This window comes from Falsochrobactrum shanghaiense (assembly GCF_003149535.1).
Lineage (GTDB): Bacteria > Pseudomonadota > Alphaproteobacteria > Rhizobiales > Rhizobiaceae > Brucella > Brucella shanghaiense.
On record NZ_QGDB01000003.1, the window covers coordinates 443,741 to 465,651 of the forward strand.

A 21,911-nucleotide genomic window follows, 5' to 3' on the forward strand; every position below is an offset into this window, starting at 1 on the left:
GACCGTCAAGATCAGGCCCTGTTATCTTCGTTGATTCTTCGCCATCGGATTATAAGGATTTCCCCTGTGAGCTCTCTCTCCCCTTTCGGCAAACCGTTCGACGCTTTCCTGTTCGACATGGACGGAACAATCCTGAGTTCGATTGCAGCCACGGAGCGCGTATGGGGGGCATGGGCCATTCGGCACGGGATCGATCCGGTAACTTTCGTGCCGACCGTCCACGGCGTGCGCGCGGTCGAAACCGTCCGGCGGCTCGGACTGCCGCATCTTGACCCGGAGCACGAGGCGAAAATATTGCTGGAAGCGGAAATCGCCGATGTCGATGGCGTTGTGCCGATTGAGGGCGCGCCGGAATTTCTTGCTTCTCTGCCTGAGGAACGCTGGGCCGTCGTCACGTCCGCCCCGTTGCCACTGGCGCGCCGCCGCCTTGAAGCGGCCGGGCTAAGCGTACCGCGCAATATCGTCACCGCTGAAGACGTGGAACGGGGCAAGCCCAGCCCGGAATGTTTTCAGCTCGGTGCAAAAAGGCTTGGTTTCGATCCCCGTAACTGTCTTGTTTTCGAAGATGCAGCGGCAGGAATCGTTGCCGGGGAAACCGCAGGAGCGAGTGTCGTCGTGGTTACGGCAACACATCCCCACGCGCCAAAGACCTCGCATCTGTGTATAGACAGCTATCGCGAACTGGAATTGCGCATGGAAACTTCGGGCGAGTTGATGCTTCAGCCGGCGCGTTAAAGCGTGTTGCGATCTTTCAGATTCGCTCCTCACGCTTTAAGCTATTGTTTTAACGCATGTCGTTATCCCGAAACCGGTTCCCACTTTCGGGCGACATGCTTTAGATTACGCGCTGCCCTTCCCGCCACACGGTGCGAATGATGGGTACATGATCGGCTATCTGCACCCGCACCAGATCAGCGCGTTTACCGGCAACGATCTCTCCGCGATCCTCGAAGCCAACGGCTTTTGCGGGATTGGCGGAAACAAAGCGGATTGCCTGCGGCAACGAGATTTCTTCCACGACATCGGCCAGAAAGAAAGCCGATTGCATCATGCTCGCGGGGATATAATCCGACGAGATAATGTCCAGATGCCCTGCTTCCGCCAGTTCCCGGGCCGATACATTGCCCGAATGCGAGCCGCCGCGCACGACATTGGGTGCTCCCATCAACACCGACAGGCCGCTTTCCCTGGAAGCTTTTGCCGCCAGACGCGTGGTTGGAAATTCGGCCACACGAATGCCCTGCTCGCTGGCCTCCGCGACATGCTCCGCCGTCGCATCGTCATGGCTCGCAAGAATGACGCCGCGCTCATGGCAGGCGGCAGCGATGGCCTTGCGGGTCGGAGCCGAATATTGCGCCGATTGCTGCATACGTTTTTCGCAATAGAGCCGGAACTCCTCCTCCGACACTTTAAGCTTGCGCATATAATAGAGTTTATAGGTTTCCAGATCGGTAAACTGGCGCTGTCCCGGCGCATGGTCCATCAACGAGACAAGCCGGACCAGCGGGTGATTGCCGAAACGTTCAAAGGCGCTCTCGCAATCAGGTGCAGAAACCTCGCAGCGTAAATGCAGAAAATGATCGGCGCGCAGGCGTCCGGCCTGTCGTCCCTCGGCGATGGCCGATGAAAGCTTGCACATATCATCAATGCCGGTTTGCGCTTCCTCGTCAAAGCCGATGCGCAAAGCATCGAAAACCGTGGTGATGCCGGAAGCGGCGATCTGGGCGTCATGAGCCTGCACGGCGGCGATCGGATTCCAGCGTACCTGCGGGCGCGGCGCATAATGGCCTTCGAGATGATCGGTATGCAGTTCGACCAGCCCCGGCGTGAGATAGTCGCCTTCCATATCTTCGCCATATGCGGAAGGGCCAGACGCTATATCGGCGATATTGCCGTCGACCAGCTTTACGGAACCCTCGACCACTTCGTCAGGCAGGACGATGCGGGCATTTTTAAGAATGGTTTCAGTCGTCATCCGTCAAATTCTCCCCACAGCCCGCGACGTCGGCCTCGTCATCGTCGTGCCGCCCGTCATGGGATGCAGCGAATGAATCTCGAACGGTGCCCCCGGTTCAGGCTCTACGAACAAGGCGAGATTTGCAATCTCAACCGTCTCATCGAGAACGGGCGCGAAAAAATCATGCAATATGCGCTCGACATGCGGCTGATCCTTTTCCTCGACAGGACCGGTGAGCGTCATATGAAAGCGGAACTCCTCGAACACATAGGGATAGCCCCAGCGCTCAAGATTGTGCCGCTGCTGTTCGCTGAGCCGCTCCGGGCGTCGACGGGCAATTTCCGCATCGCGCAATGGCGCGCGAAAGCGGTCGAAGGAAACCACGACATCATTGGCCAACTGGTTGAGAGGAACCACCGGCTCTTGTGGCACGAGCGCGAAAAACGGTCCGAGCGCACGAAGTTTCAGGCGTGGAATCACGACCGGCGCGGTCAGCGAGGCGAAATGCATGAGCGCGGAAAGAAGGTCACTCTCCTCGTAAGCCTCATTGAGCCGGAACGGGGCCTTGAGCGTGGCATGGAAACCGTAGCGGCGCGGCTCTTCCGTCAGCCGCACGATTTCTTCTGCCGCAAGTGCGCGAATCGCAGGGCGCTTGACGGCTTCGCCGCTGAACGCATCCCGGCCCAGCCAGTTAGCCGCCACTTTGTGCAACGCATCGCTGCAAGGCGGCGTGAAATAAATTGCATAACGCATGGTGATTCCTTTGTCTGGCGGGATCGTTACACGTCGAATGTGGCAAGTCGATAAAGGCCGCATGACAGTATGATTTTGCAAGAGACGATTTTACATTGGCGAATTTTCGTATAGGCGTACATGCGCCGACAACAGGAGCAGGAGATGAACGGATATGGGCGACGTTAAAGGCGGTTTTGCATCGATTGGAGAATGCATGATCGAACTTTCAGGCAATAGCGGCGATCAATGGCGCATGGGCTTTGCCGGCGACACATTGAATACCGCCTGGTATATGCGCGCCCTGACGGATCAATCCTATCCGGTGGAATATGTGAGCGCTTTTGGCGAAGATGATTTTTCGCAAAAACAGCGCGACTTTTTCCAGTCTCATGCAATCGGAACCGCCCATAGTCCCACGATCAAAGGCGTTCATCCCGGTCTTTACGCCATCACATTAAGCGGTGCGGAGCGCTCGTTTACCTATTGGCGCAGCGACGCTGCGGCTCGTCGGCTTGCCAGCGACCGGAATGCCTTGAAGAGCAGCCTTTCAGGGCGCGATATTATCTATTTTTCCGGAATTTCGGTGGCTGTGGTTTTCCCCGAGCACCGGGCCGGTTTCTTCGAAGTCCTGCGCGAATGTCGCGCTGAAGGTTCGCGAATCGCATTCGACCCGAATTTCCGCCATCAGCTCTGGCCGGATCGTAAAGTTGCGCAAGAAACGATCAGTGAAGCGATGAAGCTCGCCGATATTGCGCTGCCGACATTCCCAGATGAGCAAGCGCTGTTCGGCGACAAGGACGCGGAAGCCTGTGCGCAAAGAATCCAGGAACTGGGCGTGAAGGAAATCGTGGTCAAGGACGGCACCGAACCGGCTCTTGTTCTGGTGAATGGCGCGCGCGCGCTGGTGCCGTCCGTCAAGGCCGATGCGGTCGATACGACCGGTGCGGGCGACAGCTTCAATGGCGGCTATCTCGCCGCCCGCCTGAAGGGACTGTCACCCATGGAGGCCGCACAAAAAGGCCATGCAGTCGCGGCTCGCGTCGTCGAAATCCGGGGCGCGCTTGCGCCGATGGAGACTGCCCGCGCCGCGTTCGAGGCTGCTTCTACTGCCTCGAAAACGTAAAATGGCTCGTCTGGGCGTAAAAGTCGCCCGGACGCAGTATCGCCTGCGGGAAATAAGGATATTCGAGCGATCCCGGCCAGACCTGCGGCTCAAGGCACAGACCGGTATGGGTATTATGCCGCCCGTTCAAGTTCGCCTCGACTTCATAATTCCTGCCATCAAGCCGCATTTTGAAGAGCATTTCAAATTTTTGTAAATAGCTTTATGTTGCGCTTCGCAGGTGACGCACCTTATATGCCGTGTTCAAGTCCCGGGATCGTGAAGTTAATATGTCTTTCCCTCTTACGGGAAAAACGCTAGACACGCGCAGATACCCAGATGCATGCCGTTGAGGCATTACCTAGAATAAAGGAATCGAAACTTGTCCTCTACTTTTGACAAAGTCGCCGACATCATCGCCGAAACGAGCGAAATCGACCGTGATACAATCACGCCGGATAGCCACACAATCGATGATCTGGGCATTGACAGCCTCGACTTCCTCGACATCGTCTTTGCTATCGACAAGGCGTTCGGCATCAAGATTCCGCTGGAACAGTGGACGCAGGAAGTGAACGAAGGCAAGGCCCCGACGGAAGAATATTTCGTTCTGAAGAATCTCTGCGCCAAGATTGACGAACTGGTTGCCGCCAAGAAGGGCTGAACCAGCACGCAAGCTGACGGTATCGAGGGGTGAACATCCGTGTTCGCCCTGATTCCGTTTCTGGATCACTCATAGCATCCACGGACAGAACCGAACCATGCAAAGCAATAAAGTCGTCATCACCGGCATCGGCATCATCTCCTCGCTCGGCGAAGGGCTGGATGCGCACTGGAGCGCCTTTTCGAACAGCGGCTCCGTGCCGCGTCTCGAAAAGGAAGCCTTTGCGCCCTATACAATTCATCCGCTGGGTGAGGTCGACTGGAGTTTGCAGATCCCCAAGCGCGGCGACCAGCGCCAGATGGAAACCTGGCAGCGGCTCGGCACCTATGCTGCGGGTCTTGCGCTTGAGGATGCGGGCATCAAGGATGACGAAGCGCTGTGCGCGAGCATGGACATGATCGTGGGCGCAGGCGGCGGCGAGCGAGACATCACCGTCGATATGCAGATACTCGAAGAGGGCCGCACCAATAATGATCGCGGCGTGATGCTCAATGAGAAGCTTTCGACGGAGCTGCGCCCTACCCTGTTTCTTGCCCAGCTTTCCAACCTGCTGGCAGGCAATATTTCCATCGTTCACAAGGTCACAGGTTCGTCCCGCACATTCATGGGCGAAGAAGGCTCCGGCATTTCGGCAATTGAAACGGCGGCGGCGCGCATTCGCGCAGGCCAGAGCACGCATGCGCTTGTCGGCGGCTCCTATAATGCCGAACATTTCGACATGATCCTCGGTCATGAGCTGGGAGGATTGCTCAAGCATGATGGCTGGTCGCCGCTGTGGGCGCGCGAAGGCACGGCGGGCGGCGGCATGATTTCCGGCTCCGGCGGCGTGTTCCTCGTTCTTGAAAGTGCCGAACATGCACAAAAGCGCGGCGCGCGTGCCTACGCGGAAATAGCAGGCATTGAAAGCGCGCAAATTCGTCGCAGCGATGCCGACCTTGCAGACAAGGTGCGCGAACTCGTATTGGCGGTGAATGGCGGTGCAGAACCCGGCTATGTCGTCTCCGGTGCCTCCGGCGCACATGCGGCAACCGCGGCGGAGAAATCGGCCCTTGACCAGATTTCCGCGGCCTATCGCGGCATCGCAAGCCTGACGGGTCATTTCCGTGAAGCCCAGTTTCCGCTTGCATTGGCGCTTGCCGCCATATCCGTGTGGAAAGGTGAGGCTCTTGCACCCCTGGAAGCATCCGAAAAAACCGTGAGTGGCGCAATCAGCGAAGCCGTCGTCACGACTATCGGAGCCACACGCGCAGAAGGTGCCGCAAAGCTGGTGAGAGTATAAGATGACGAAATATACAGACCATCTGGGCCGTCCCATTGTTGCAATCACCGGTGCTGGTGTCGTTTCCGCACTCGGACAGGGCAAGGAAGACAATTGGGCTGCATTGACGAGCGGTCGCTCCGGCCTTCACGCGATTCCGCGCTTTCCAACCGAAGGTCTGAATACGCGCTTTGCAGGCACGGTCGATTTTCTGCCTGAAAGCGAAGTCGGTGCTTCGGCCCTGTCGGAAGCCCTTGCCCGGCTTGCTGGCGAGGAAGCCCTTGCGCAATCGGGCCTTTCCACCACCAGTTTCGGCGGCCCCCTTTTTCTGGCGGCTCCCCCGGTGGAACTCGACTGGAAAAGCCGCTTTGCGCTTGATGCCAGCATCAAGGACGAAGGCCCGGCCAGCTACCAGCTTCTTCTGGAAGCCTGCCGCCGTGCCCGTCAGGATGCGCTCTTCAACACGACACAGTTCGGCTATATCGCCGAGCGCCTGTCTGAAATTTTCGGCACACGCGGCCTGCCCGTCACGCTTTCGACCGCCTGCGCTTCTGGCGCAACCGCCATCCAGCTTGGCGTTGAGGCTATCCGCCGGGGCGAGAGCGACCGCGTACTTTCAATTGGCACCGATGGTTCAGTTTCGGCGGAAGCGCTGATCCGCTTTTCGCTGCTTTCGGCGCTCTCCACCCAAAACGAAAAGCCGGAAAAAGCATCCAAGCCATTTTCCAAGGATCGCGACGGTTTCGCCATGGCGGAAGGTTCCGGCGCTCTGGTTATGGAATCGCTTGAAAGTGCCGTGGCGCGCGGCGCAAAAGTGCTGGGCATTCTCGCTGGTTGCGGCGAGAAGGCCGATGACTTCCACCGTACCCGCTCGAAGCCCGACGCCTCACCTGCCATCGGCACGGTGCGCGCAGCCCTCGCCGATGCTGGCCTGTCCGAAAACCAGATTTCCTACATCAATGCGCATGGCACTTCGACCCCGGAAAACGACAAGATGGAATATCTGGCGCTTTCGTCTGTGTTCGGCGAGGCCCTCACTTCTATCCCTGTATCGTCCAACAAGTCGATGATCGGTCACACGCTGACCGCCGCCGGTGCAATCGAGGCGGTGTTCTCGCTTCTGACGATCCAGACCGGCACCCTGCCCCCGACCATCAATTACGATAATCCGGACCCGGCAATACCGCTCGATGTCGTGCCGAATGTGAAGCGGGAAGCACAGGTGTCAGCCGTTCTTTCCAATTCCTTCGGTTTCGGCGGACAGAATACCAGCCTTGTCTTGACGGCGAATCCGAATTAATCGATCCGCCAAAGTTAAATTCCTGATGATCCCGGATGGTTTGGCCTATCCGGGATCATGCCATGAAAGGAACCGCCATGCGCGCCTTGCAGCTTCTCGACGATCGTCGCCTCGAAATGACCGATATTGCACTGCCGCCGCCGCCCAGCTACGGCGAGGTGACGGTGAAAGTCAAAGCTGTCGCGCTCAATCATATCGATGTGTGGGGCTGGCGCGGCATGGCATTTGCCAAGCGTAAAATGCCGCTGGTGATCGGAGCCGAAGCTTCCGGCGTGGTCGATGCAATCGGTCCCGGCGTATCCAATGTCCTGCCCGGCCAGCTTGTCGCAATCTATGGCGCGCGCACCTGCGGCCTTTGCCCTGCCTGCCGCGAAGGCCGTGACAATCTTTGCGAACATGTTGGCGGCGTGCATGGTTTCCATCTCGATGGCTTTGCTTGCGAAGCCGTGAACCTTCCAGCCCGTCTGCTCGTTCCGGCTCCTCCCGGCGTGGATGCAATCGGCGCGGCTGTTGCGCCGGTCACTTTCGGCACCGTCGAACATATGCTTTTTGACAATGCAAAGCTTCAGCCGGGTGAAACCGTGCTGGTTCAGGCTGGCGGTTCGGGTATCGGCTCGGCGGCAATCCAGCTTGCCAAGAAAATGGGCTGCACGGTCATCACCACCGTCGGCTCCGACGACAAGATCGAAAAAGCCAAGGCGCTGGGCGCGGACCACGTCATCAATTACCGCGAGGACCGTTTTGAAGGTGTGGTGCGCAAACTCACCAAGAAGAAGGGCGTGGATGTGGTATTCGAGCATGTGGGCGCGGATACCTGGGCTGGTTCGATGCTGTGCATGAAACGCGGCGGACGCCTTGTCACCTGTGGCTCCACCTCCGGCGTTTCGACCAATATGAACCTCATGCAGCTTTTCCAGCAGCAGCTCAAGATTTTGGGTTCCTTTGGCTGCCGCATGGAAAACATGGCTGATGCAATGCAGAAAATGGCGCAAGGGCTGGTTCACCCAGTGATCGATACCGTTGTCGGTTTCAACGACATCGACACGGCATTGAAGCGCATGGAAGGCCGCGACGTCTTCGGGAAGATCGTGCTTCAGATCGACTGACGCACCACGATGATGTTCAAGTTCAAGCTTCTTCTTTTCCGCTGGTCGCGCAAGCTCAAGCAGTTCAATTACTGGCTTTGGGCGCAGGCCGTTTTTCTGGCTCTGGGCCTGCTGCGACTGCTGCCCGCCAAAAGCGCCATCCGGTTTTCGGCATGGGTTGCGCGGCGTCTGGGGCCGCTCACCTCGCGTCACAAGGTTGCGACCGGCAATCTGCGCGCCGCCTATCCCGAAAAGAGCGAAGCGGAAATCGAGAATATCGCCATCGAAATGTGGGATTCGATGGCGCGGCTCTTTGCGGAATATATTTTCCTCGACGCCATATTCGATTTCGATCCCTATGCGGCAGAACCGGGGCTGATTGAAGTCGATGGCATTCCGATTTTCGAGCGCCTGCGCGATGAGAAGAAACCGCATATATTCTTCACCGCCCATACGGGCAATTTCGAGCTTCTGCCCATTTGCGCGGCCACTTTCGGGCTGAATGTCACCGCCCTCTTCCGTCCGCCGAATAATCCTTATGTTGCTGATAAAGTGCTCAAGGCGCGGCGCACCAATATGGGGCATCTGGTGCCATCGAAGGCCGGAGCGGCATGGTCGCTCGCGCGCATTCTAGATGAAGGCGGCAATGTCGGCATGCTGGTGGACCAGAAATTCCACCGCGGCGTGCCATCCACATTCTTCAACCGCCCCGTAAAAACCAATCCGCTGCTGGCCAAGCTGGCGCGGCAATATGATTGTGATGTATATCCCACGCGCTGCATTCGCCTGCCCGGCGGGCGTTATAGGCTCGAACTATATGAGCGCATGGAATTGCCACGCGACGACAAGGGCGAGATCGATATTGCCGCCACCGCGCAGCTTCTCAACGATACGGTTGAACAATGGGTGCGCGAATATCCCGGCCAGTGGATGTGGTTCCACAAACGCTGGGGATAGGATTTTTGCTGCTCATATGATACGGGCAAGCCACGCTGCCAAGGAGACTACTGCCATGCGTCCTATTGCCATTGCCCCATCCATTCTTTCAGCCGATTTCGCGCGCCTTGGCGAAGAAGTCGATGCCGTGCTTGAAGCGGGTGCAGACTGGATTCATATCGATGTCATGGATGGGCATTTCGTGCCCAATATCACCTTCGGGCCGCAGGTGGTGAAGGCTATCCGCCCGCGCACCAAAGCTTTCTTCGATACCCATCTGATGATCGCGCCTTGTGACCCCTATCTTGAAGCCTTTGCGGATGCGGGATGCGACCTCATCACGGTTCACGCCGAGGCAGGTCCGCATACACATCGTTCTTTGCAGAATATTCGCGCACTCGGTAAAAAGGCTGGGCTGTCGCTTAATCCCGCAACGCCTGTCGAAGTACTGACCAATGTGATCGAAGATGTTGATCTCATCCTCATCATGACGGTCAATCCCGGCTTTGGCGGACAGAAATTCATTGCGCCCATGCTCGAAAAAATTGCCCGCGTGCGCGAGATGATAGGCGAGCGTCCCATCGATATTGAAGTGGATGGCGGCATCACGCCGGAAACCGCAGGACCGGTTGTTGCAGCGGGCGCGAATATCCTCGTTGCAGGATCAGCCGTTTATAAAGGCGGGTCCGTGGAAGCCTACCGCGCCAATATCGAAGCCATTCGCAGCGCTGCCGAAGCGGCCCGCAATTGCTAAATCACATTTGTTCAATTTCATAGGATAAGCCAATGATCCCGCGCTATTCCCGGCCTGAAATGGTCGCCATCTGGTCTCCCGAAACGAAATTCCGCATCTGGTTCGAGATCGAAGCCTATGCTTGCGAAGCGCTTGCGCAGCTTGGCGTCATTCCGAAGGAAGCCGCAAAGACCATCTGGGAAAAAGGCAGCGCGGCGAAATTCGACGTTGCCCGCATCGATGAGATCGAAGCCGTCACCAAGCATGACGTCATCGCATTCCTGACGCATCTGGCCGAATTCATCGGTCCCGACAGCCGTTTTGTGCATCAGGGCATGACCTCTTCCGACGTGCTCGACACCACGCTCAACGTGCAACTCGTGCGCGCTGCCGATCTTCTTCTTGCAGATATGGATCGCGTGCTGGCGGCACTCAAGAAACGCGCTTTCGAGCATAAGGATACGGTTCGGATTGGCCGCAGCCACGGCATTCATGCCGAGCCGACGACGATGGGCCTGACTTTCGCACGTTTTTACGCTGAAATGGCGCGCAACCGTGCCCGCCTCGTTGCAGCGCGTGTGGAAATCGCCACCGGAGCGATTTCGGGCGCAGTAGGCACTTTTGCCAATATCGATCCGCAAGTCGAAGAATATGTCTGCGCCAAGCTTGGCCTTGAAGCCGAGCCGGTATCGACGCAGGTCATTCCGCGCGACCGTCACGCGATGTTCTTCGCCACGCTTGGCGTCATCGCCTCTTCGATAGAAAATGTCGCTATCGAAATCCGTCATATGCAGCGCACCGAAGTTCTGGAAGCGGAAGAATTCTTCTCGCCCGGCCAGAAGGGTTCATCGGCCATGCCGCATAAGCGCAATCCGGTGCTGACCGAAAACCTGACCGGCCTTGCCCGTCTGGTTCGTATGTCGGTTACGCCTGCAATGGAAAATGTGGCGCTCTGGCACGAACGCGATATTTCGCATTCGAGCGTCGAACGCGCCATCGGCCCCGACACCACTGTTACGCTCGATTTCGCGCTCAATCGTCTGGCGGGCGTGATCGAAAAGCTGGTGATCTACCCGGAAAACATGTTGAAAAACATGAACAAGTTCCGCGGTCTCGTTCACTCGCAGCGCGTCTTGCTGGCGTTGACGCAGGCTGGCGTATCACGCGAGGATTCCTATCGTCTCGTGCAGCGTAACGCCATGAAGGTCTGGGAACAGGGTGCGGATTTCCTCGAAGAATTGCTGGCTGACGCGGAGGTGCGTGCTGCCCTTTCCGAAGAGCAGATTCGCGAGAAATTCGATCTTGGCTATCACACCAAGCATGTCGATACGATTTTCAAGCGGGTTTTCGGAGAAGCATAAGGCTTCATAATATGATTCATGAAAAAGCCCCATGTTTTTGAAAAACATGGGGCTTTTGTTTATGCGGCTGTTTTGATCGTGTTGATCACATTGCCCCATGGGTCTTCAAAGACCTGGCTGTTGCCGCCGCGCGTATCTTCCAGTTCGATCCAGGAAAGACCTGTTCGGTCCGCGTCGCGCTTGCCTGCACCTGCACTTTGCCAGGCATTGGCAGCGATATGGTGGTGATAGCGGCCCGTGGACATAAACACAGCCTTGTCGCCATAGGTCGCAACCGTTTCAAGGCCCAGTTGCTCATGCCAGAAGGTTTCTGCTTCCGTGGCATTGCCAACACGCAGATGCACATGGCCAACTACCGTATTCTGCGGCGCACCATTCCATTCGCCGCCCTCACCCTTGATGACATCAAGCAGATTGTCGACATCGAGCGGATCGGTTCCCATCACCACGCGGTCACCGTTCCACTGCCAGTTTTCGTGCGGGCGGTCGGTATAGATCTCGATGCCGTTGCCTTCCGGATCCGTCAGATAGACAGCCTCGCTGACATTATGGTCGGAAGCGCCTGCGACCGGCAAATGCTTGTCGATGGCCTGGCGCGACCAGCGCGCCAGATCGCCGCGCGTGGGCAGCAGAAAAGCCGTGTGATAAAGTCCGGCGCTGCGCGGATCATCCGGCTTGGCAGATGAGGATTGCTCGATTTCCATCAGTTCGCGATCGCCAGCGCCCAGCACGATGGAAGCGCCACGGCGGCTCATCTCACGCAGGCCGACCACTTCGCGATAATATTCGGCAAGGGATTCCGCATCGCGAGCCTTGAGGCCGATGCGGGCCACGCGCACGGGAGTGGTCATGGCAAAGGGCAAAGGTGCCACCGTCGTATTCAGTATCTGCGTCATCTCAATCTCCTTCAACGGCGTATCCGCCTGAGCGGAAAGGACGTTGTTTGCAAGGACAGCACCGACCGAACCAAGCATCGTTCTTCTGCTGATCTTCATGGCCGGGCGTTCCTGTGCATTGTTAACCTTGCCCCATACATCACAATTTCGGGAGCGCTTCACAAGATCGGGATATGCGAACAAGCTGTTCAACATTCGTGTCATTTGAGCTTTGACATGCTTGAAGAATGCACAGGGCCTCTCTAAATGGGGGGCATGAAAGTCAAAGACGCAGATATTCTGATTATCCCCGGTTATACCAATTCTGGTCCCGACCATTGGCAGACGCGATGGGAAAGCAAACTCTCCACCGCCCGGCGCGTGCAGCAGGCCGAATGGTCGAAGCCCGTTAAGGAAGATTGGGTCGCACAGCTTGTAAAAGCTGCTACAGAAGCCACCAAGCCGATCGTTCTGGTCGCGCATTCCCTTGGTGTCGCAACAGCAATCCACGCAATTCCACACATACAGCACAAGGTGGCCGGGGCTTTTTTCGTGACCCCACCCGATGTTTCAAATGAAAAAATTCGTCCCAAACATCTGATGACCTTCGGTCCCTACCCGCGTGAGCGGCTGCCTTTTCCCGCCATCACCGTGGTGAGCCGCAATGATCCGTTTTCAAGCTTCGAAGCTGCGGAAGATGTCGTAAAGGATTGGGGTGCGCTGCTGATCGATGCAGGCGAATCCGGCCATATCAATGCGGAATCCGGTCATGGCCCATGGCCGGAAGGCTCCATGGTGTTTGCCCAGTTCATGGCGCAGCTTGAGCCAATAAAACGCCATTAATTCAATAAATTAAAGCGCCTTCTGATTAATTTGAATCAGAAGGCGCTTTCTATTTATGCGCGAATGTCGTCTACGATTGTCTGCGCCCCAAGGCGGATATAACCGCCATCGGTGCTGAGCGTCAGAAACTGGAAGCCCAGCGGAATATAGCGGCGTGCAAATTCAGCGGTCGGCGCATAGATACCGGCAAATTTGCCTGCGGCAGCAGCCTTGCGGGCAATCGCGGTGACCGGTTCGATGATTGCTTCCGAGCTTGGATTGGCTTCAAGACCGTTGCTCCATGCGATGGAGAAATCGGACGGCCCCACGAAAACACCATCAATGCCGCGTACATCGAGAATGGCATCCAGAGCATCGAAGGCTTCGCGGGTTTCGATCATCGCAAAGGCCAGCGTGTCACGATTGGCAGATGTCAGATAGTCGTTGGAACCGGGCGCGCCATAATCCGCACTGGCGCGGAACACGCCCCAGGAGCGCTCGCCAATGGGCGGATATTTCATCGAAGCCGCAAATTTGCGGGCGTCTTCGGCTGAATTGATCATCGGAGCGATGACGGCCTCCGCACCAAAATCCAGCGCGCGGCTCGCCATATCGAAGCGACCTACGGGAATACGAACGACCGGCGGCTTTCCCGCGCTCAGGACCATTGCGAGGCCATGCAGCACACTTTGCTCGTCATGGCCGCCATGCTGCATGTCGAGCAGAACCGCGTCGAAAGCGCTATGGGCGAGAACTTCTACGGTCAAAGGTTCAGGGAGAGACGACCAGGCAGAGAGAACGGTTTCTCCGCCACGCAGACGTGAAGAGAGGGACATCATATTTCCTTCATGTAAAATCCGGGCAGAAATGCTTTTGCCTTTCCGCCCGGAACAGGGTCAATCCTGCTTCACCTGACGCACTGCTTCCTCAAGAAAGGCAAACATCTTCTCGCGGATGGCTTCATCGGTCTGCGCGACGTTTGCCGCATCGAAATCGGCGCGAATCTTGCGGAAGACATCTTCGTCGCCTGCTTCCTCGAAGTCCGCAGCGACCACTTCACGCGCATAGGCTTCAGCGTCTGCGTCCTTCTTGCCCAACTGATCGGCTGCCCAAAGGCCAAGAAGCTTGTTGCGGCGCGCTTCAGCCTTGAAGCGCAGTTCCTCGTCGAGCGCGAATTTCTTTTCAAAAGCGTCGCGGCGATCATCCATGCCAGTGGTCATTCATAAAGCTCCCAAGACTTCAGGTTAGAAGAGATTACCAGTCACTCTCTTGCCTAAAGCTGGCAAGGGGCGCAAGATTATACAAGAGCCAAACGGGACTTTCTTGCGTATTCCAGTTCGGAAAGGCGGAAATCATGGGTACGCGTGCGAAGCAGGATTGTTAAAAGCACATAATTGCTATAGGTAGCCCGCTAGAATAACGGCTGATGCCGCTCACTATAGATCTGGAACTCCGAGAAAAGCCATGAACCGTCGCCGCCGTATTTACGAGGGCAAGGCCAAGATTCTTTATGAAGGCCCCGAGCCCGGCACGCTTGTCCAATTCTTCAAAGACGATGCAACCGCTTTCAACAAAAAGAAGCATGAAGTCGTTGACGGAAAGGGCGTGCTCAACAATCGCATTTCCGAGCACATCTTCACGCAGCTCAATCGTATAGGCATTCCCACTCACTTCATCCGCCGCCTCAACATGCGCGAGCAGCTGATCAAGGAAGTGGAGATCATTCCGCTGGAAATCGTGGTGCGCAACGTCGCAGCCGGTTCTCTGGCCAAGCGCCTCGGTCTGGAAGAAGGCACCGTTCTGCCACGTTCCATCATCGAGTTTTATTACAAGGCCGATGCGCTTGACGACCCGATGGTCACCGAAGAGCACATCACTGCTTTTGGCTGGGCCAGCCCGCCGGAAATCGACGATATCATGGCTCTCGCCATTCGCGTCAATGACTTCCTGACCGGACTTTTCCTCGGCATCGGCATCCAGCTTGTCGATTTCAAGATCGAATGCGGACGCCTGTGGGAAGGCGATATGATGCGTATCGTCATCGCCGACGAAATTTCGCCCGATTCAGCCCGTCTTTGGGATATTGCAACCAATGACAAGCTGGACAAGGACCGTTTCCGTCGCGACATGGGCGGTCTGGTCGAGGCCTATCAGGAAGTGGCGCGCCGTCTCGGCATCATGAATGAGAACGATACCGCCCGCCCGTCGGGTCCGGTTCTCGTGAAATAAAGCCTCAGCACAGCCCGGAGAGTTTCTTCCGGGCTGCTTTATCGGTCAAAGCAAGCAGCAGGAACTACAGAGTGATCAAGGCACGCGTCACCGTTACACTGAAAAACGGCGTTCTCGACCCGCAGGGCAAGGCTATTGTCGGCGCGCTCGGAAGCCTCGGTTTTAATGGAATCAACTCTGCGCGTCAGGGCAAGGTTTTCGATCTTGAACTCGAAGGCGCAGACAAGGCCAAGGCAGAGGCAGACCTCAAAGCCATGTGCGAGAAGCTGCTCGCCAATACAGTTATCGAAGACTACAGCATCGCGATCAGCTGAGTAATCCAAAAGGTAGAAGCCATGAAATCCGCAGTCATTCTCCTTCCCGGTCTCAATCGTGATCGTGACATGATCGCGGCGCTCACCAAGATCAGCGGTCAGGCTCCTGTCACCGTCTGGCAGACAGATACGAGCATTCCCGACGACATCGACCTCATTCTCATCCCCGGCGGGTTTTCCTATGGCGATTATCTGCGCTGCGGCGCCATCGCAGCGCGCATGCCGGTGATGCAGGCCATTCGCGAGAAGGCCGAAAAAGGCGTCATGGTCATGGGCGTCTGCAACGGTTTCCAGATTCTGGTGGAAGCTGGTCTCCTGCCCGGCGCACTGATGCGCAACAGCTCGCTGAAATTCGTCTGCCGCGAGGTCAAGCTCGAAGTCAGCAATGCCAATACGTCTTTCACGCGAGGCTACAAGCCGGGCCAGATCATCCGCTGCCCCGTGGCGCATCATGACGGCAATTATTTTGCGGATACCGAAACGCTCAAGCGTATCGAAGGCGAAGGCCAGGTCGTGTTCCGCTATGCGCAAGGCACCAATCCCAACGGATCGGTCAATGATATTGCCGGTATCGTCAATGCGCGCGGCAACGTGCTGGGAATGATGCCGCATCCGGAAAACCTGATCGAAAGCGCCCATGGCGGCGACGATGGCCGTGCCCTTTTCGCCGGTGCGCTGGGGATTGCCGCCTGATCGGAAGCAGGGGCTGGCGCAAAGTCTGATTTCGTGCCAGCTTGTTATTGCATGACTTCCTGCGGCAACCGAATCGGGGAACGACACCAATGCAATTATATTCACGGCCTCTTTCCCCCTATAGTGCATTCGTGCGCGGCGTCCTTTATCTCAAGGAACTGCCATTCAAGCCAATAGTCCTGCCCTATCCGTTTCCTGCTGATTTCAGCAATATAACGCCCTTAAAGCGCGTTCCGGTATTGATTACCGGCTCTGGCGAAACACTGTTTGAAGCGGCTGTCATTGCGGAATATCTGGAAGATCATTTTCCAGAAGTGCTGGTTTTGCCCGGCAGTCCGCGCGAGCGCGCGCTCATCCGCCTTCTGGCGCGCATCACCGAACTGGAAGTTCTCGGTCCGGCCATGAAGCTGTTCGTTCTTCTAAGCAAGCCGGAACAGGATATGCCGTCTATCGAGCGGCTGTTCGCCCGGCTGCATGGGGGCCTCAATGTGGTCGAGGCGCGCCTTTCCGAGCAAGATTATGCGATGAGCGATAAAGCCACGCTCGCCGATGCGTGGCTGGTTCCTGTCCGTTTTCTCATGGAACCGCTGAAAAAACTTTCCGGCAAGCCCGATCTGCTGGACGCCTATCCCAAATTCGATTCCTATGCCGCAAAAGCACGCCAACACCCTGCATTTGAACGCATATGGAATGAAATGGACGACGGACTGAAAGCATTCATGCCGCAGCTTGCCTGACGATCCTTCCAGCCGCTTCAACCGGAGCCTTACGTGATTAAAATGAAATATGCCTTTCTGGCAGCGCCTGTCCTTGGACTTGTCGCGGCCTGCACGCCGACTCCTGCGCCCGGCCCGATCGCACTTGATTCCAGCAAAGGCGCTTTATCGACGATGGAGCGCATCGCGCTTGGAGCCAATAGTTGCTGGTTCAAATCGAAAGACAAGGACTTTCGCGGCTATACGCTGGCACCGGAGCTCAATTCATTCAGCGGACGTCCCCGCATTCTGGTGCTTCCAGCGCGCAATCTGGCGGGCCGTCCTGTGCTGGTGGTGCAGGCAGAAGGCAACCCGGCGCGCGTAGAAGCCTTCGGCCCCATGATGCAGCAAAGTCAGGGTGCGCGCATCGCAAAGGATGTCAATCGCTGGACTGCGGGGCAAAAGGGCTGCTGAAGCGGATAAGGGATGCGCGAAAGGCATTTGAGCCGGAAAATCCGCATTTTCCTGTCGCGCTTCCGGTCGAGTTGGGCTAAAGAGACCCCTTGAAACCTTAGGTGTCCGCCTTCGACAGAAGGTTTTGGACGCCGCAGCCTGTGACGGGGTCTCTCATCCTCATGACTATTTCCAATCAGCGCGACATCACGCCGGACTTGATTGAAGCGCACGGTCTCAAGCCGGACGAATATCAACGTATTCTCGATCTTATCGGGCGTGAACCCAGCTTTACGGAACTGGGCATTTTCTCGGCCATGTGGAACGAACATTGTTCCTACAAATCCTCCAAGAAATGGCTGCGCACATTGCCGACCACCGGTGCGCGCGTCATTCAGGGCCCCGGCGAAAATGCAGGCGTCGTGGATATTGGTGACGGCGATTGCGTCGTCTTCAAGATGGAAAGCCACAATCACCCCTCCTATATCGAGCCTTATCAGGGCGCGGCAACGGGTGTCGGCGGCATTCTGCGCGACGTGTTCACCATGGGCGCGCGTCCGGTCGCGGCGATGAACGCATTGCGTTTTGGCGAGCCTGACCACCCCAAGACCCGGCATCTGGTTTCAGGTGTGGTTTCCGGCGTCGGCGGTTATGGCAATGCCTTCGGCGTTCCAACCGTTGGCGGCGAAGTCAATTTCGACAAGCGCTACAACGGCAATATTCTGGTCAATGCCTTTGCGGCCGGTCTTGCCAAGCATGACGGCATCTTCCTGTCGGAAGCCAAGGGCGTTGGTTTGCCGGTCGTCTATCTCGGCGCCAAGACAGGCCGGGACGGCGTTGGCGGCGCAACCATGGCTTCGGCGGAATTCGACGAATCGATTGAAGAAAAGCGCCCGACCGTTCAGGTCGGCGATCCCTTCACCGAAAAATGCCTTCTGGAAGCCTGCCTCGAACTGATGGCTTCCGGCGCGGTCATCGCCATTCAGGACATGGGCGCCGCCGGCCTCACCTGCTCGGCGGTTGAAATGGGCGCCAAGGGCGATCTGGGCATCGAGCTGACCCTCGACCATGTTCCCGTGCGCGAAGAGAATATGACGGCTTACGAAATGATGCTTTCGGAAAGCCAGGAACGCATGCTCATGGTGCTTGAGCCGACCATGGAAGCGCAGGCACAGGAAATCTTCCGCAAATGGGGCCTCGATTTTGCGATCGTCGGCAAGACCACGGATGATCTGCGCTTTCGCGTCATCCATCAGGGCGAGGAAGTCGCCAATCTCCCGATCAAGGAACTCGGCGACGAAGCTCCTGAATATGATCGTCCATGGATGGAACCGGGCAAGCATGGCCCCTTGCCAGCCGGCAATGTGCCGGAAGTCGAAGACTATTCCGCAGCCCTTCTCAAACTGATCGGTTCGCCGGATCTTTCATCGCGCCGCTGGGTTTACGAGCAGTATGACACGCTCATTCAGGGCAATTCCTTGCAACGGCCCGGTGGCGATGCCGGTGTCATCCGCGTCGAAGGTCATGAGACCAAGGCGCTGGCTTTTTCGTCCGACGTAACGCCGCGCTATTGTGAAGCCGATCCTTTGGAGGGCGGCAAGCAGGCTGTGGCCGAATGCTGGCGCAACCTCACCGCAACGGGCGCGGAACCGCTCGCTGCGACCGACAACCTCAATTTCGGCAATCCCGAAAAGCCGGAAATCATGGGGCAGCTCGTCAAGGCCATCGAAGGGATCGGCGAGGCTTGCCGCGCGCTGGATTTCCCTATCGTTTCAGGCAATGTGTCGCTCTATAATGAAACCAATGGCGAGGCCATCCTGCCGACCCCGACCATTGCCGGCGTGGGTCTTATTCCCGACTGGTCGCAGGCGGCAAGCATCGGCGGAATGCAGGATGGCGATGTGCTGGTTCTGCTTGGGGGCGACGGCACGCATCTTGGCCAGTCCATCTATTTGCGCGACCTGTTCGATCGCGCCGATGGTCCGGCTCCTGCCGTCGATCTGGCGCAGGAAAAGCGCAATGGCGAATTCGTGCGCTCCGCCATCCGCAACGGTCAGGTGACGGCCTGCCACGATCTGTCCGATGGCGGTCTTGCCATTGCAGTCGCGGAAATGGCCATCAAATCCGGCAAGGGCGCCACGCTCAATATTGGTGACGGTTTGCCGCATGCCCTGCTTTTTGGCGAGGATCAGGCCCGTTATGTCGTGAGCGCCACGCCTGAAATGGCCAAGCTCATCGCGCTGAATGCCGAAGGCGCAGGCATCCCGTTCCGGCTGCTCGGCGCGGTGGGCGGAGACCGGCTGACTTTTGGCGGCATCTGCGACGTGTCGGTGGCAGAACTAAACGAGGCTTACGAAGGCTGGTTCCCTGCTTTCATGCAGGGCGAACAGGCCGTCGACAATTAAGGCGGAGCAGCAAAGATCGTTAATTACAACCGCCCGAGCGGATACCCCGCGTCGGGCGGTTTGCCTGTCTGCGATATAAGCGTTAGACAGATCAATGTTGACGTATCATGTCGATACGTTACGATTCGTCGGACAATAGAAGACAGCCGGAAACGGCGGGAGATTTTGCATGGCTATGGACGCTCACGAGATCGAAAAGCTGATACGCGAAGGGATACCTGACGCAAAGGTGACGATCCGCGACCTTGCCGGAGACGGAGATCATTTTGCAGCCGAAGTGATCGCAGAAAGCTTCCGCGGCAAGTCTCGCGTGCAGCAGCACCAGATGGTTTATGACGCGCTCAAAGGCAATATGGGCGGAGTGCTTCACGCGCTGGCCCTGCAAACCAGCGTGCCGGAATGAACGAAATCACCGCCCCAAAAGGGCGGTGATTTTCCTCCTGCGGCAAGATGCTGCTGCAAATGAAAAGATTTTCAGGTGAATTTGACTTGCTTTCACTCCTGGAGGGTGATTACCACAATTCAACTCACTATATTGGAACAACATCTATCCCTACACGAGCCGGCACTTGAACCGGCATCCTGAAAGGAATTCAAATGACCGGAATCAACGATTTCATCGATAATGAAGTGAAGACCAACGACGTCGTACTTTTCATGAAGGGGACGCCGGGTTTTCCTCAATGCGGATTTTCGGGTCAGGTCGTCCAGATTCTCGACTATCTGGGAGTCGAATATAAGGGCGTCAACGTTCTGGCTTCCGATGAAATCCGTCAGGGCATCAAGGACTATTCCAACTGGCCGACCATCCCGCAGCTTTATGTGAAGGGTGAATTTATCGGCGGTTGCGATATTATCCGTGAAATGTTCCAATCCAGCGAATTGCAGGCTCTTTTTACCGATAAAGGCATTGCCACCAAAGCCGCATAAGATTAATTGCCTTAATACGGCTTTTGCCTCGTTTATCCAAAGGCGCCGGTCGACGGCGCCTTTTATATTTCATATTGCCTGATCCGTTTTTACCGAGGAATGCCAGACATGCCGCTCGACATTGGTTCGCCGGACCAGAAAGCCCCCACGCATGGGCGCACGGAATTTATCGCGCTCATTGCTGCAATCATGGCGATCAACGCGCTTGCAGTGGATATTATGCTGCCCGGCCTGCCACAAATCGGGGCCAGCCTTGGCGTTTTGTCGGAAAATCACGCGCAATTCGTCATTACAGCCTATCTGCTGGGATTTGGCGTATCGCAGCTCTTCTATGGGCCATTGAGCGATCGCTTCGGCAGAAGAATTCCACTGTTCGGCGGGCTGCTTATTTTCATCCTCGCAGCGCTTGGTGCGGCTGTCGCCACCAATTTTACAGTGCTTCTCGTGCTGCGCGTATTACAGGGGCTTGGTGCGGCCGCAACGCGGGTCATTGCGGTTTCCGTGGTCCGCGACCGGTTCGCGGGACGCCAGATGGCCGAGGTCATGTCGCTCGTCATGATGGTTTTCATGATCCTGCCGGTGCTGGCTCCTGCGGGCGGACAGGTCATCATGCTGTTTGGCGAATGGCATCTGATTTTTCTCTGTATGGCTTTTCTCGCGGCAGCGGTTGCCATCTGGGCCTATATCCGCCTGCCCGAGACATTGCCGGTAGAGCAGCGCCGTCCGCTAACCATTTCGAGCGTGATAGGCGGCTTTCGCATCGTCCTTACCAATCGTGTCGCCCTGTTCTATATGCTCGGCACGTCTTTCATCCTCGGCGCGCTGTTTGGCTACATCAACTCGGCGCAGCAGATTTTCGTCGACATCTATAAGCTTGGGCCCCTATTCCCTCTCGCATTCGCTGCCGTGGCAATGACATTGGCGCTGGCGTCCTTCCTCAACTCCCGCCTCGTGGGACGTTTCGGAATGCGGCGTATCTCGCAAACCATGCTGCTGGTCTTCACGGGCTTCAGCCTGCTGTGGATGGCACTTTCACTGCTGACGGAAGGGCATCTGCCGTTTGCACTGATGATGGCCATCTATATGGTCATCATGTTCTCCTTCAGCCTCGTGACGGCAAATTTCAACGCCTTGGCGATGGAGCCGCTTGGCAATGTGGCCGGAACCGCGTCCTCGGTTCTGGGTTTCGCACAGACCGTAATCGGCGCGTCGCTCGGCGCGATCATCGGGCAGGCTTTTGATGGAACAACCACGCCGGTTGCGATGGGCTATTGCGTGCTGGGCTTCGTCGCGCTCATCTGCGTGCTGGTTGCGGAAAAGGGCCGCTTTTTCCGCGCGCAAAACAAACCATTATAGGCTTTCAA

At 56.9% G+C, this 21,911-nt stretch carries 24 protein-coding genes and 1 pseudogene; 19 read left to right on the forward strand and 6 right to left on the reverse strand.

From position 1 onward, the window contains the following. Positions 1 to 66 precede the first annotated feature (66 nt). Positions 67 to 735, forward strand: a complete 669-nt coding sequence (locus tag DKP76_RS09850; RefSeq protein ID WP_109706263.1) for an HAD family hydrolase — start codon at positions 67 to 69, stop codon at positions 733 to 735. Positions 736 to 835: 100 nt separating this feature from the next. Here the strand turns inward: DKP76_RS09850 and DKP76_RS09855 are convergent, their stop codons facing one another. After that, positions 836 to 1,975 (reverse strand): alpha-D-ribose 1-methylphosphonate 5-triphosphate diphosphatase, encoded by a 1,140-nt coding sequence (locus tag DKP76_RS09855; RefSeq protein ID WP_109706264.1) that lies wholly within the window; start codon positions 1,973 to 1,975, stop codon positions 836 to 838. A gap of 3 nt (positions 1,976 to 1,978) precedes the next feature. Further along, positions 1,979 to 2,710 carry a DUF1045 domain-containing protein gene (locus DKP76_RS09860; protein ID WP_109706265.1) on the reverse strand — a complete coding sequence of 244 codons (732 nt, stop codon included), beginning with the start codon at positions 2,708 to 2,710 and terminating at the stop codon, positions 1,979 to 1,981. Positions 2,711 to 2,864: 154 nt separating this feature from the next. Here DKP76_RS09860 and DKP76_RS09865 point away from each other — a divergent pair, with 154 nt between their 5' ends. Then, the gene (locus DKP76_RS09865) at positions 2,865 to 3,815 is read left to right on the forward strand and encodes a sugar kinase (protein WP_109706266.1); all 951 of its coding nucleotides are present in this window, start codon (positions 2,865 to 2,867) and stop codon (positions 3,813 to 3,815) included. Here DKP76_RS09865 and DKP76_RS09870 read toward each other — a convergent pair. Further along, positions 3,796 to 3,924 (reverse strand): annotated as a pseudogene (locus tag DKP76_RS09870) (aldose epimerase family protein); the annotation flags it as partial. The gene DKP76_RS09865 and the pseudogene DKP76_RS09870 overlap by 20 nt on opposite strands. A 252-nt stretch (positions 3,925 to 4,176) precedes the next feature. Between DKP76_RS09870 and DKP76_RS09875 the strand changes: the two are divergent. The 7 genes from DKP76_RS09875 (at position 4,177) to purB (ending at position 11,131) form a co-directional block, all read left to right on the forward strand. After that, on the forward strand, positions 4,177 to 4,458 hold the full coding sequence (locus DKP76_RS09875) for an acyl carrier protein (protein WP_007874646.1): 282 nt from the start codon (positions 4,177 to 4,179) through the stop codon (positions 4,456 to 4,458). Between the two features lie 97 nt (positions 4,459 to 4,555). Next, positions 4,556 to 5,737 (forward strand): beta-ketoacyl-ACP synthase, encoded by a 1,182-nt coding sequence (locus tag DKP76_RS09880; RefSeq protein ID WP_109706267.1) that lies wholly within the window; start codon positions 4,556 to 4,558, stop codon positions 5,735 to 5,737. A gap of 1 nt (position 5,738) precedes the next feature. After that, on the forward strand, positions 5,739 to 7,016 hold the full coding sequence (locus DKP76_RS09885; protein WP_109706268.1) for a beta-ketoacyl-ACP synthase: 1,278 nt from the start codon (positions 5,739 to 5,741) through the stop codon (positions 7,014 to 7,016). Positions 7,017 to 7,093: 77 nt separating this feature from the next. Next, positions 7,094 to 8,122 carry a zinc-binding dehydrogenase gene (locus DKP76_RS09890; RefSeq protein WP_109706269.1) on the forward strand — a complete coding sequence of 343 codons (1,029 nt, stop codon included), beginning with the start codon at positions 7,094 to 7,096 and terminating at the stop codon, positions 8,120 to 8,122. 9 nt (positions 8,123 to 8,131) lie between these two features. Further along, positions 8,132 to 9,058, forward strand: a complete 927-nt coding sequence (locus tag DKP76_RS09895; RefSeq protein ID WP_109706270.1) for a lipid A biosynthesis lauroyl acyltransferase — start codon at positions 8,132 to 8,134, stop codon at positions 9,056 to 9,058. A gap of 55 nt (positions 9,059 to 9,113) precedes the next feature. Beyond that, positions 9,114 to 9,791: a ribulose-phosphate 3-epimerase gene (gene rpe / locus DKP76_RS09900; protein ID WP_109706271.1), complete on the forward strand. Its 678-nt coding sequence runs from the start codon at positions 9,114 to 9,116 to the stop codon at positions 9,789 to 9,791. Between the two features lie 32 nt (positions 9,792 to 9,823). Beyond that, a complete protein-coding gene (purB, locus tag DKP76_RS09905) occupies positions 9,824 to 11,131 on the forward strand; it encodes an adenylosuccinate lyase (RefSeq protein ID WP_109706272.1) in 1,308 nt (435 codons plus the stop codon). Between the two features lie 59 nt (positions 11,132 to 11,190). Here purB and DKP76_RS09910 read toward each other — a convergent pair whose 3' ends face one another. Beyond that, positions 11,191 to 12,126 carry a VOC family protein gene (locus DKP76_RS09910; RefSeq protein ID WP_425349383.1) on the reverse strand — a complete coding sequence of 312 codons (936 nt, stop codon included), beginning with the start codon at positions 12,124 to 12,126 and terminating at the stop codon, positions 11,191 to 11,193. A 156-nt stretch (positions 12,127 to 12,282) separates the two neighbouring features. On the opposite strand from DKP76_RS09910, the gene DKP76_RS09915 reads away from it, so the two are divergent. After that, positions 12,283 to 12,849, forward strand: a complete 567-nt coding sequence (locus DKP76_RS09915; RefSeq protein WP_109706273.1) for an alpha/beta hydrolase — start codon at positions 12,283 to 12,285, stop codon at positions 12,847 to 12,849. Positions 12,850 to 12,902: 53 nt separating this feature from the next. Here DKP76_RS09915 and DKP76_RS09920 read toward each other — a convergent pair whose 3' ends face one another. Continuing rightward, positions 12,903 to 13,664, reverse strand: coding sequence for an HpcH/HpaI aldolase family protein (locus tag DKP76_RS09920; protein WP_109706274.1), 762 nt, complete (start codon positions 13,662 to 13,664; stop codon positions 12,903 to 12,905). 60 nt (positions 13,665 to 13,724) lie between these two features. Continuing rightward, a complete protein-coding gene (locus tag DKP76_RS09925) occupies positions 13,725 to 14,048 on the reverse strand; it encodes a DUF1476 domain-containing protein (RefSeq protein ID WP_109706275.1) in 324 nt (107 codons plus the stop codon). 244 nt (positions 14,049 to 14,292) lie between these two features. On the opposite strand from DKP76_RS09925, the gene purC reads away from it, so the two are divergent. From purC to DKP76_RS09970, 9 genes are all read left to right on the forward strand, one after another. Beyond that, positions 14,293 to 15,057, forward strand: a complete 765-nt coding sequence (gene purC / locus DKP76_RS09930; RefSeq protein WP_109706276.1) for a phosphoribosylaminoimidazolesuccinocarboxamide synthase — start codon at positions 14,293 to 14,295, stop codon at positions 15,055 to 15,057. A 71-nt stretch (positions 15,058 to 15,128) separates the two neighbouring features. Beyond that, positions 15,129 to 15,371, forward strand: a complete 243-nt coding sequence (gene purS / locus DKP76_RS09935; protein WP_109706277.1) for a phosphoribosylformylglycinamidine synthase subunit PurS — start codon at positions 15,129 to 15,131, stop codon at positions 15,369 to 15,371. Between the two features lie 21 nt (positions 15,372 to 15,392). Continuing rightward, positions 15,393 to 16,064: a phosphoribosylformylglycinamidine synthase subunit PurQ gene (gene purQ, locus DKP76_RS09940; RefSeq protein WP_109706278.1), complete on the forward strand. Its 672-nt coding sequence runs from the start codon at positions 15,393 to 15,395 to the stop codon at positions 16,062 to 16,064. An 89-nt stretch (positions 16,065 to 16,153) separates the two neighbouring features. Next, positions 16,154 to 16,801 carry a glutathione S-transferase family protein gene (locus tag DKP76_RS09945; RefSeq protein ID WP_109706279.1) on the forward strand — a complete coding sequence of 216 codons (648 nt, stop codon included), beginning with the start codon at positions 16,154 to 16,156 and terminating at the stop codon, positions 16,799 to 16,801. Between the two features lie 36 nt (positions 16,802 to 16,837). Further along, positions 16,838 to 17,233: a hypothetical protein gene (locus DKP76_RS09950; protein WP_109706560.1), complete on the forward strand. Its 396-nt coding sequence runs from the start codon at positions 16,838 to 16,840 to the stop codon at positions 17,231 to 17,233. A 161-nt stretch (positions 17,234 to 17,394) separates the two neighbouring features. Continuing rightward, positions 17,395 to 19,617: a phosphoribosylformylglycinamidine synthase subunit PurL gene (gene purL / locus DKP76_RS09955; RefSeq protein ID WP_109706562.1), complete on the forward strand. Its 2,223-nt coding sequence runs from the start codon at positions 17,395 to 17,397 to the stop codon at positions 19,615 to 19,617. A 169-nt stretch (positions 19,618 to 19,786) separates the two neighbouring features. Next, on the forward strand, positions 19,787 to 20,020 hold the full coding sequence (locus DKP76_RS09960) for a BolA/IbaG family iron-sulfur metabolism protein (RefSeq protein ID WP_109706280.1): 234 nt from the start codon (positions 19,787 to 19,789) through the stop codon (positions 20,018 to 20,020). A gap of 194 nt (positions 20,021 to 20,214) precedes the next feature. Further along, the gene (gene grxD, locus DKP76_RS09965) at positions 20,215 to 20,547 is read left to right on the forward strand and encodes a Grx4 family monothiol glutaredoxin (protein ID WP_109706281.1); all 333 of its coding nucleotides are present in this window, start codon (positions 20,215 to 20,217) and stop codon (positions 20,545 to 20,547) included. A 108-nt stretch (positions 20,548 to 20,655) separates the two neighbouring features. Continuing rightward, positions 20,656 to 21,903 (forward strand): multidrug effflux MFS transporter, encoded by a 1,248-nt coding sequence (locus DKP76_RS09970; RefSeq protein WP_109706282.1) that lies wholly within the window; start codon positions 20,656 to 20,658, stop codon positions 21,901 to 21,903. Positions 21,904 to 21,911: the final 8 nt, after the last annotated feature.

Coding starts and splice junctions, on each gene's coding strand:
- DKP76_RS09855 (WP_109706264.1), bottom strand. CDS start 1,975: ATGACGACTGAAACCATTCTTAAAAATGCCCGCATCGTCCTGCCTGAC.
- DKP76_RS09860 (WP_109706265.1), bottom strand. CDS start 2,710: ATGCGTTATGCAATTTATTTCACGCCGCCTTGCAGCGATGCGTTGCAC.
- DKP76_RS09865 (WP_109706266.1), top strand. CDS start 2,865: ATGGGCGACGTTAAAGGCGGTTTTGCATCGATTGGAGAATGCATGATC.
- DKP76_RS09880 (WP_109706267.1), top strand. CDS start 4,556: ATGCAAAGCAATAAAGTCGTCATCACCGGCATCGGCATCATCTCCTCG.
- DKP76_RS09885 (WP_109706268.1), top strand. CDS start 5,739: ATGACGAAATATACAGACCATCTGGGCCGTCCCATTGTTGCAATCACC.
- DKP76_RS09890 (WP_109706269.1), top strand. CDS start 7,094: ATGCGCGCCTTGCAGCTTCTCGACGATCGTCGCCTCGAAATGACCGAT.
- DKP76_RS09895 (WP_109706270.1), top strand. CDS start 8,132: ATGATGTTCAAGTTCAAGCTTCTTCTTTTCCGCTGGTCGCGCAAGCTC.
- rpe (WP_109706271.1), top strand. CDS start 9,114: ATGCGTCCTATTGCCATTGCCCCATCCATTCTTTCAGCCGATTTCGCG.
- purB (WP_109706272.1), top strand. CDS start 9,824: ATGATCCCGCGCTATTCCCGGCCTGAAATGGTCGCCATCTGGTCTCCC.
- DKP76_RS09910 (WP_425349383.1), bottom strand. CDS start 12,126: ATGAAGATCAGCAGAAGAACGATGCTTGGTTCGGTCGGTGCTGTCCTT.
- DKP76_RS09915 (WP_109706273.1), top strand. CDS start 12,283: ATGAAAGTCAAAGACGCAGATATTCTGATTATCCCCGGTTATACCAAT.
- DKP76_RS09920 (WP_109706274.1), bottom strand. CDS start 13,664: ATGTCCCTCTCTTCACGTCTGCGTGGCGGAGAAACCGTTCTCTCTGCC.
- DKP76_RS09925 (WP_109706275.1), bottom strand. CDS start 14,048: ATGACCACTGGCATGGATGATCGCCGCGACGCTTTTGAAAAGAAATTC.
- purC (WP_109706276.1), top strand. CDS start 14,293: ATGAACCGTCGCCGCCGTATTTACGAGGGCAAGGCCAAGATTCTTTAT.
- purQ (WP_109706278.1), top strand. CDS start 15,393: ATGAAATCCGCAGTCATTCTCCTTCCCGGTCTCAATCGTGATCGTGAC.
- DKP76_RS09945 (WP_109706279.1), top strand. CDS start 16,154: ATGCAATTATATTCACGGCCTCTTTCCCCCTATAGTGCATTCGTGCGC.
- purL (WP_109706562.1), top strand. CDS start 17,395: ATGACTATTTCCAATCAGCGCGACATCACGCCGGACTTGATTGAAGCG.
- DKP76_RS09960 (WP_109706280.1), top strand. CDS start 19,787: ATGGCTATGGACGCTCACGAGATCGAAAAGCTGATACGCGAAGGGATA.
- grxD (WP_109706281.1), top strand. CDS start 20,215: ATGACCGGAATCAACGATTTCATCGATAATGAAGTGAAGACCAACGAC.
- DKP76_RS09970 (WP_109706282.1), top strand. CDS start 20,656: ATGCCGCTCGACATTGGTTCGCCGGACCAGAAAGCCCCCACGCATGGG.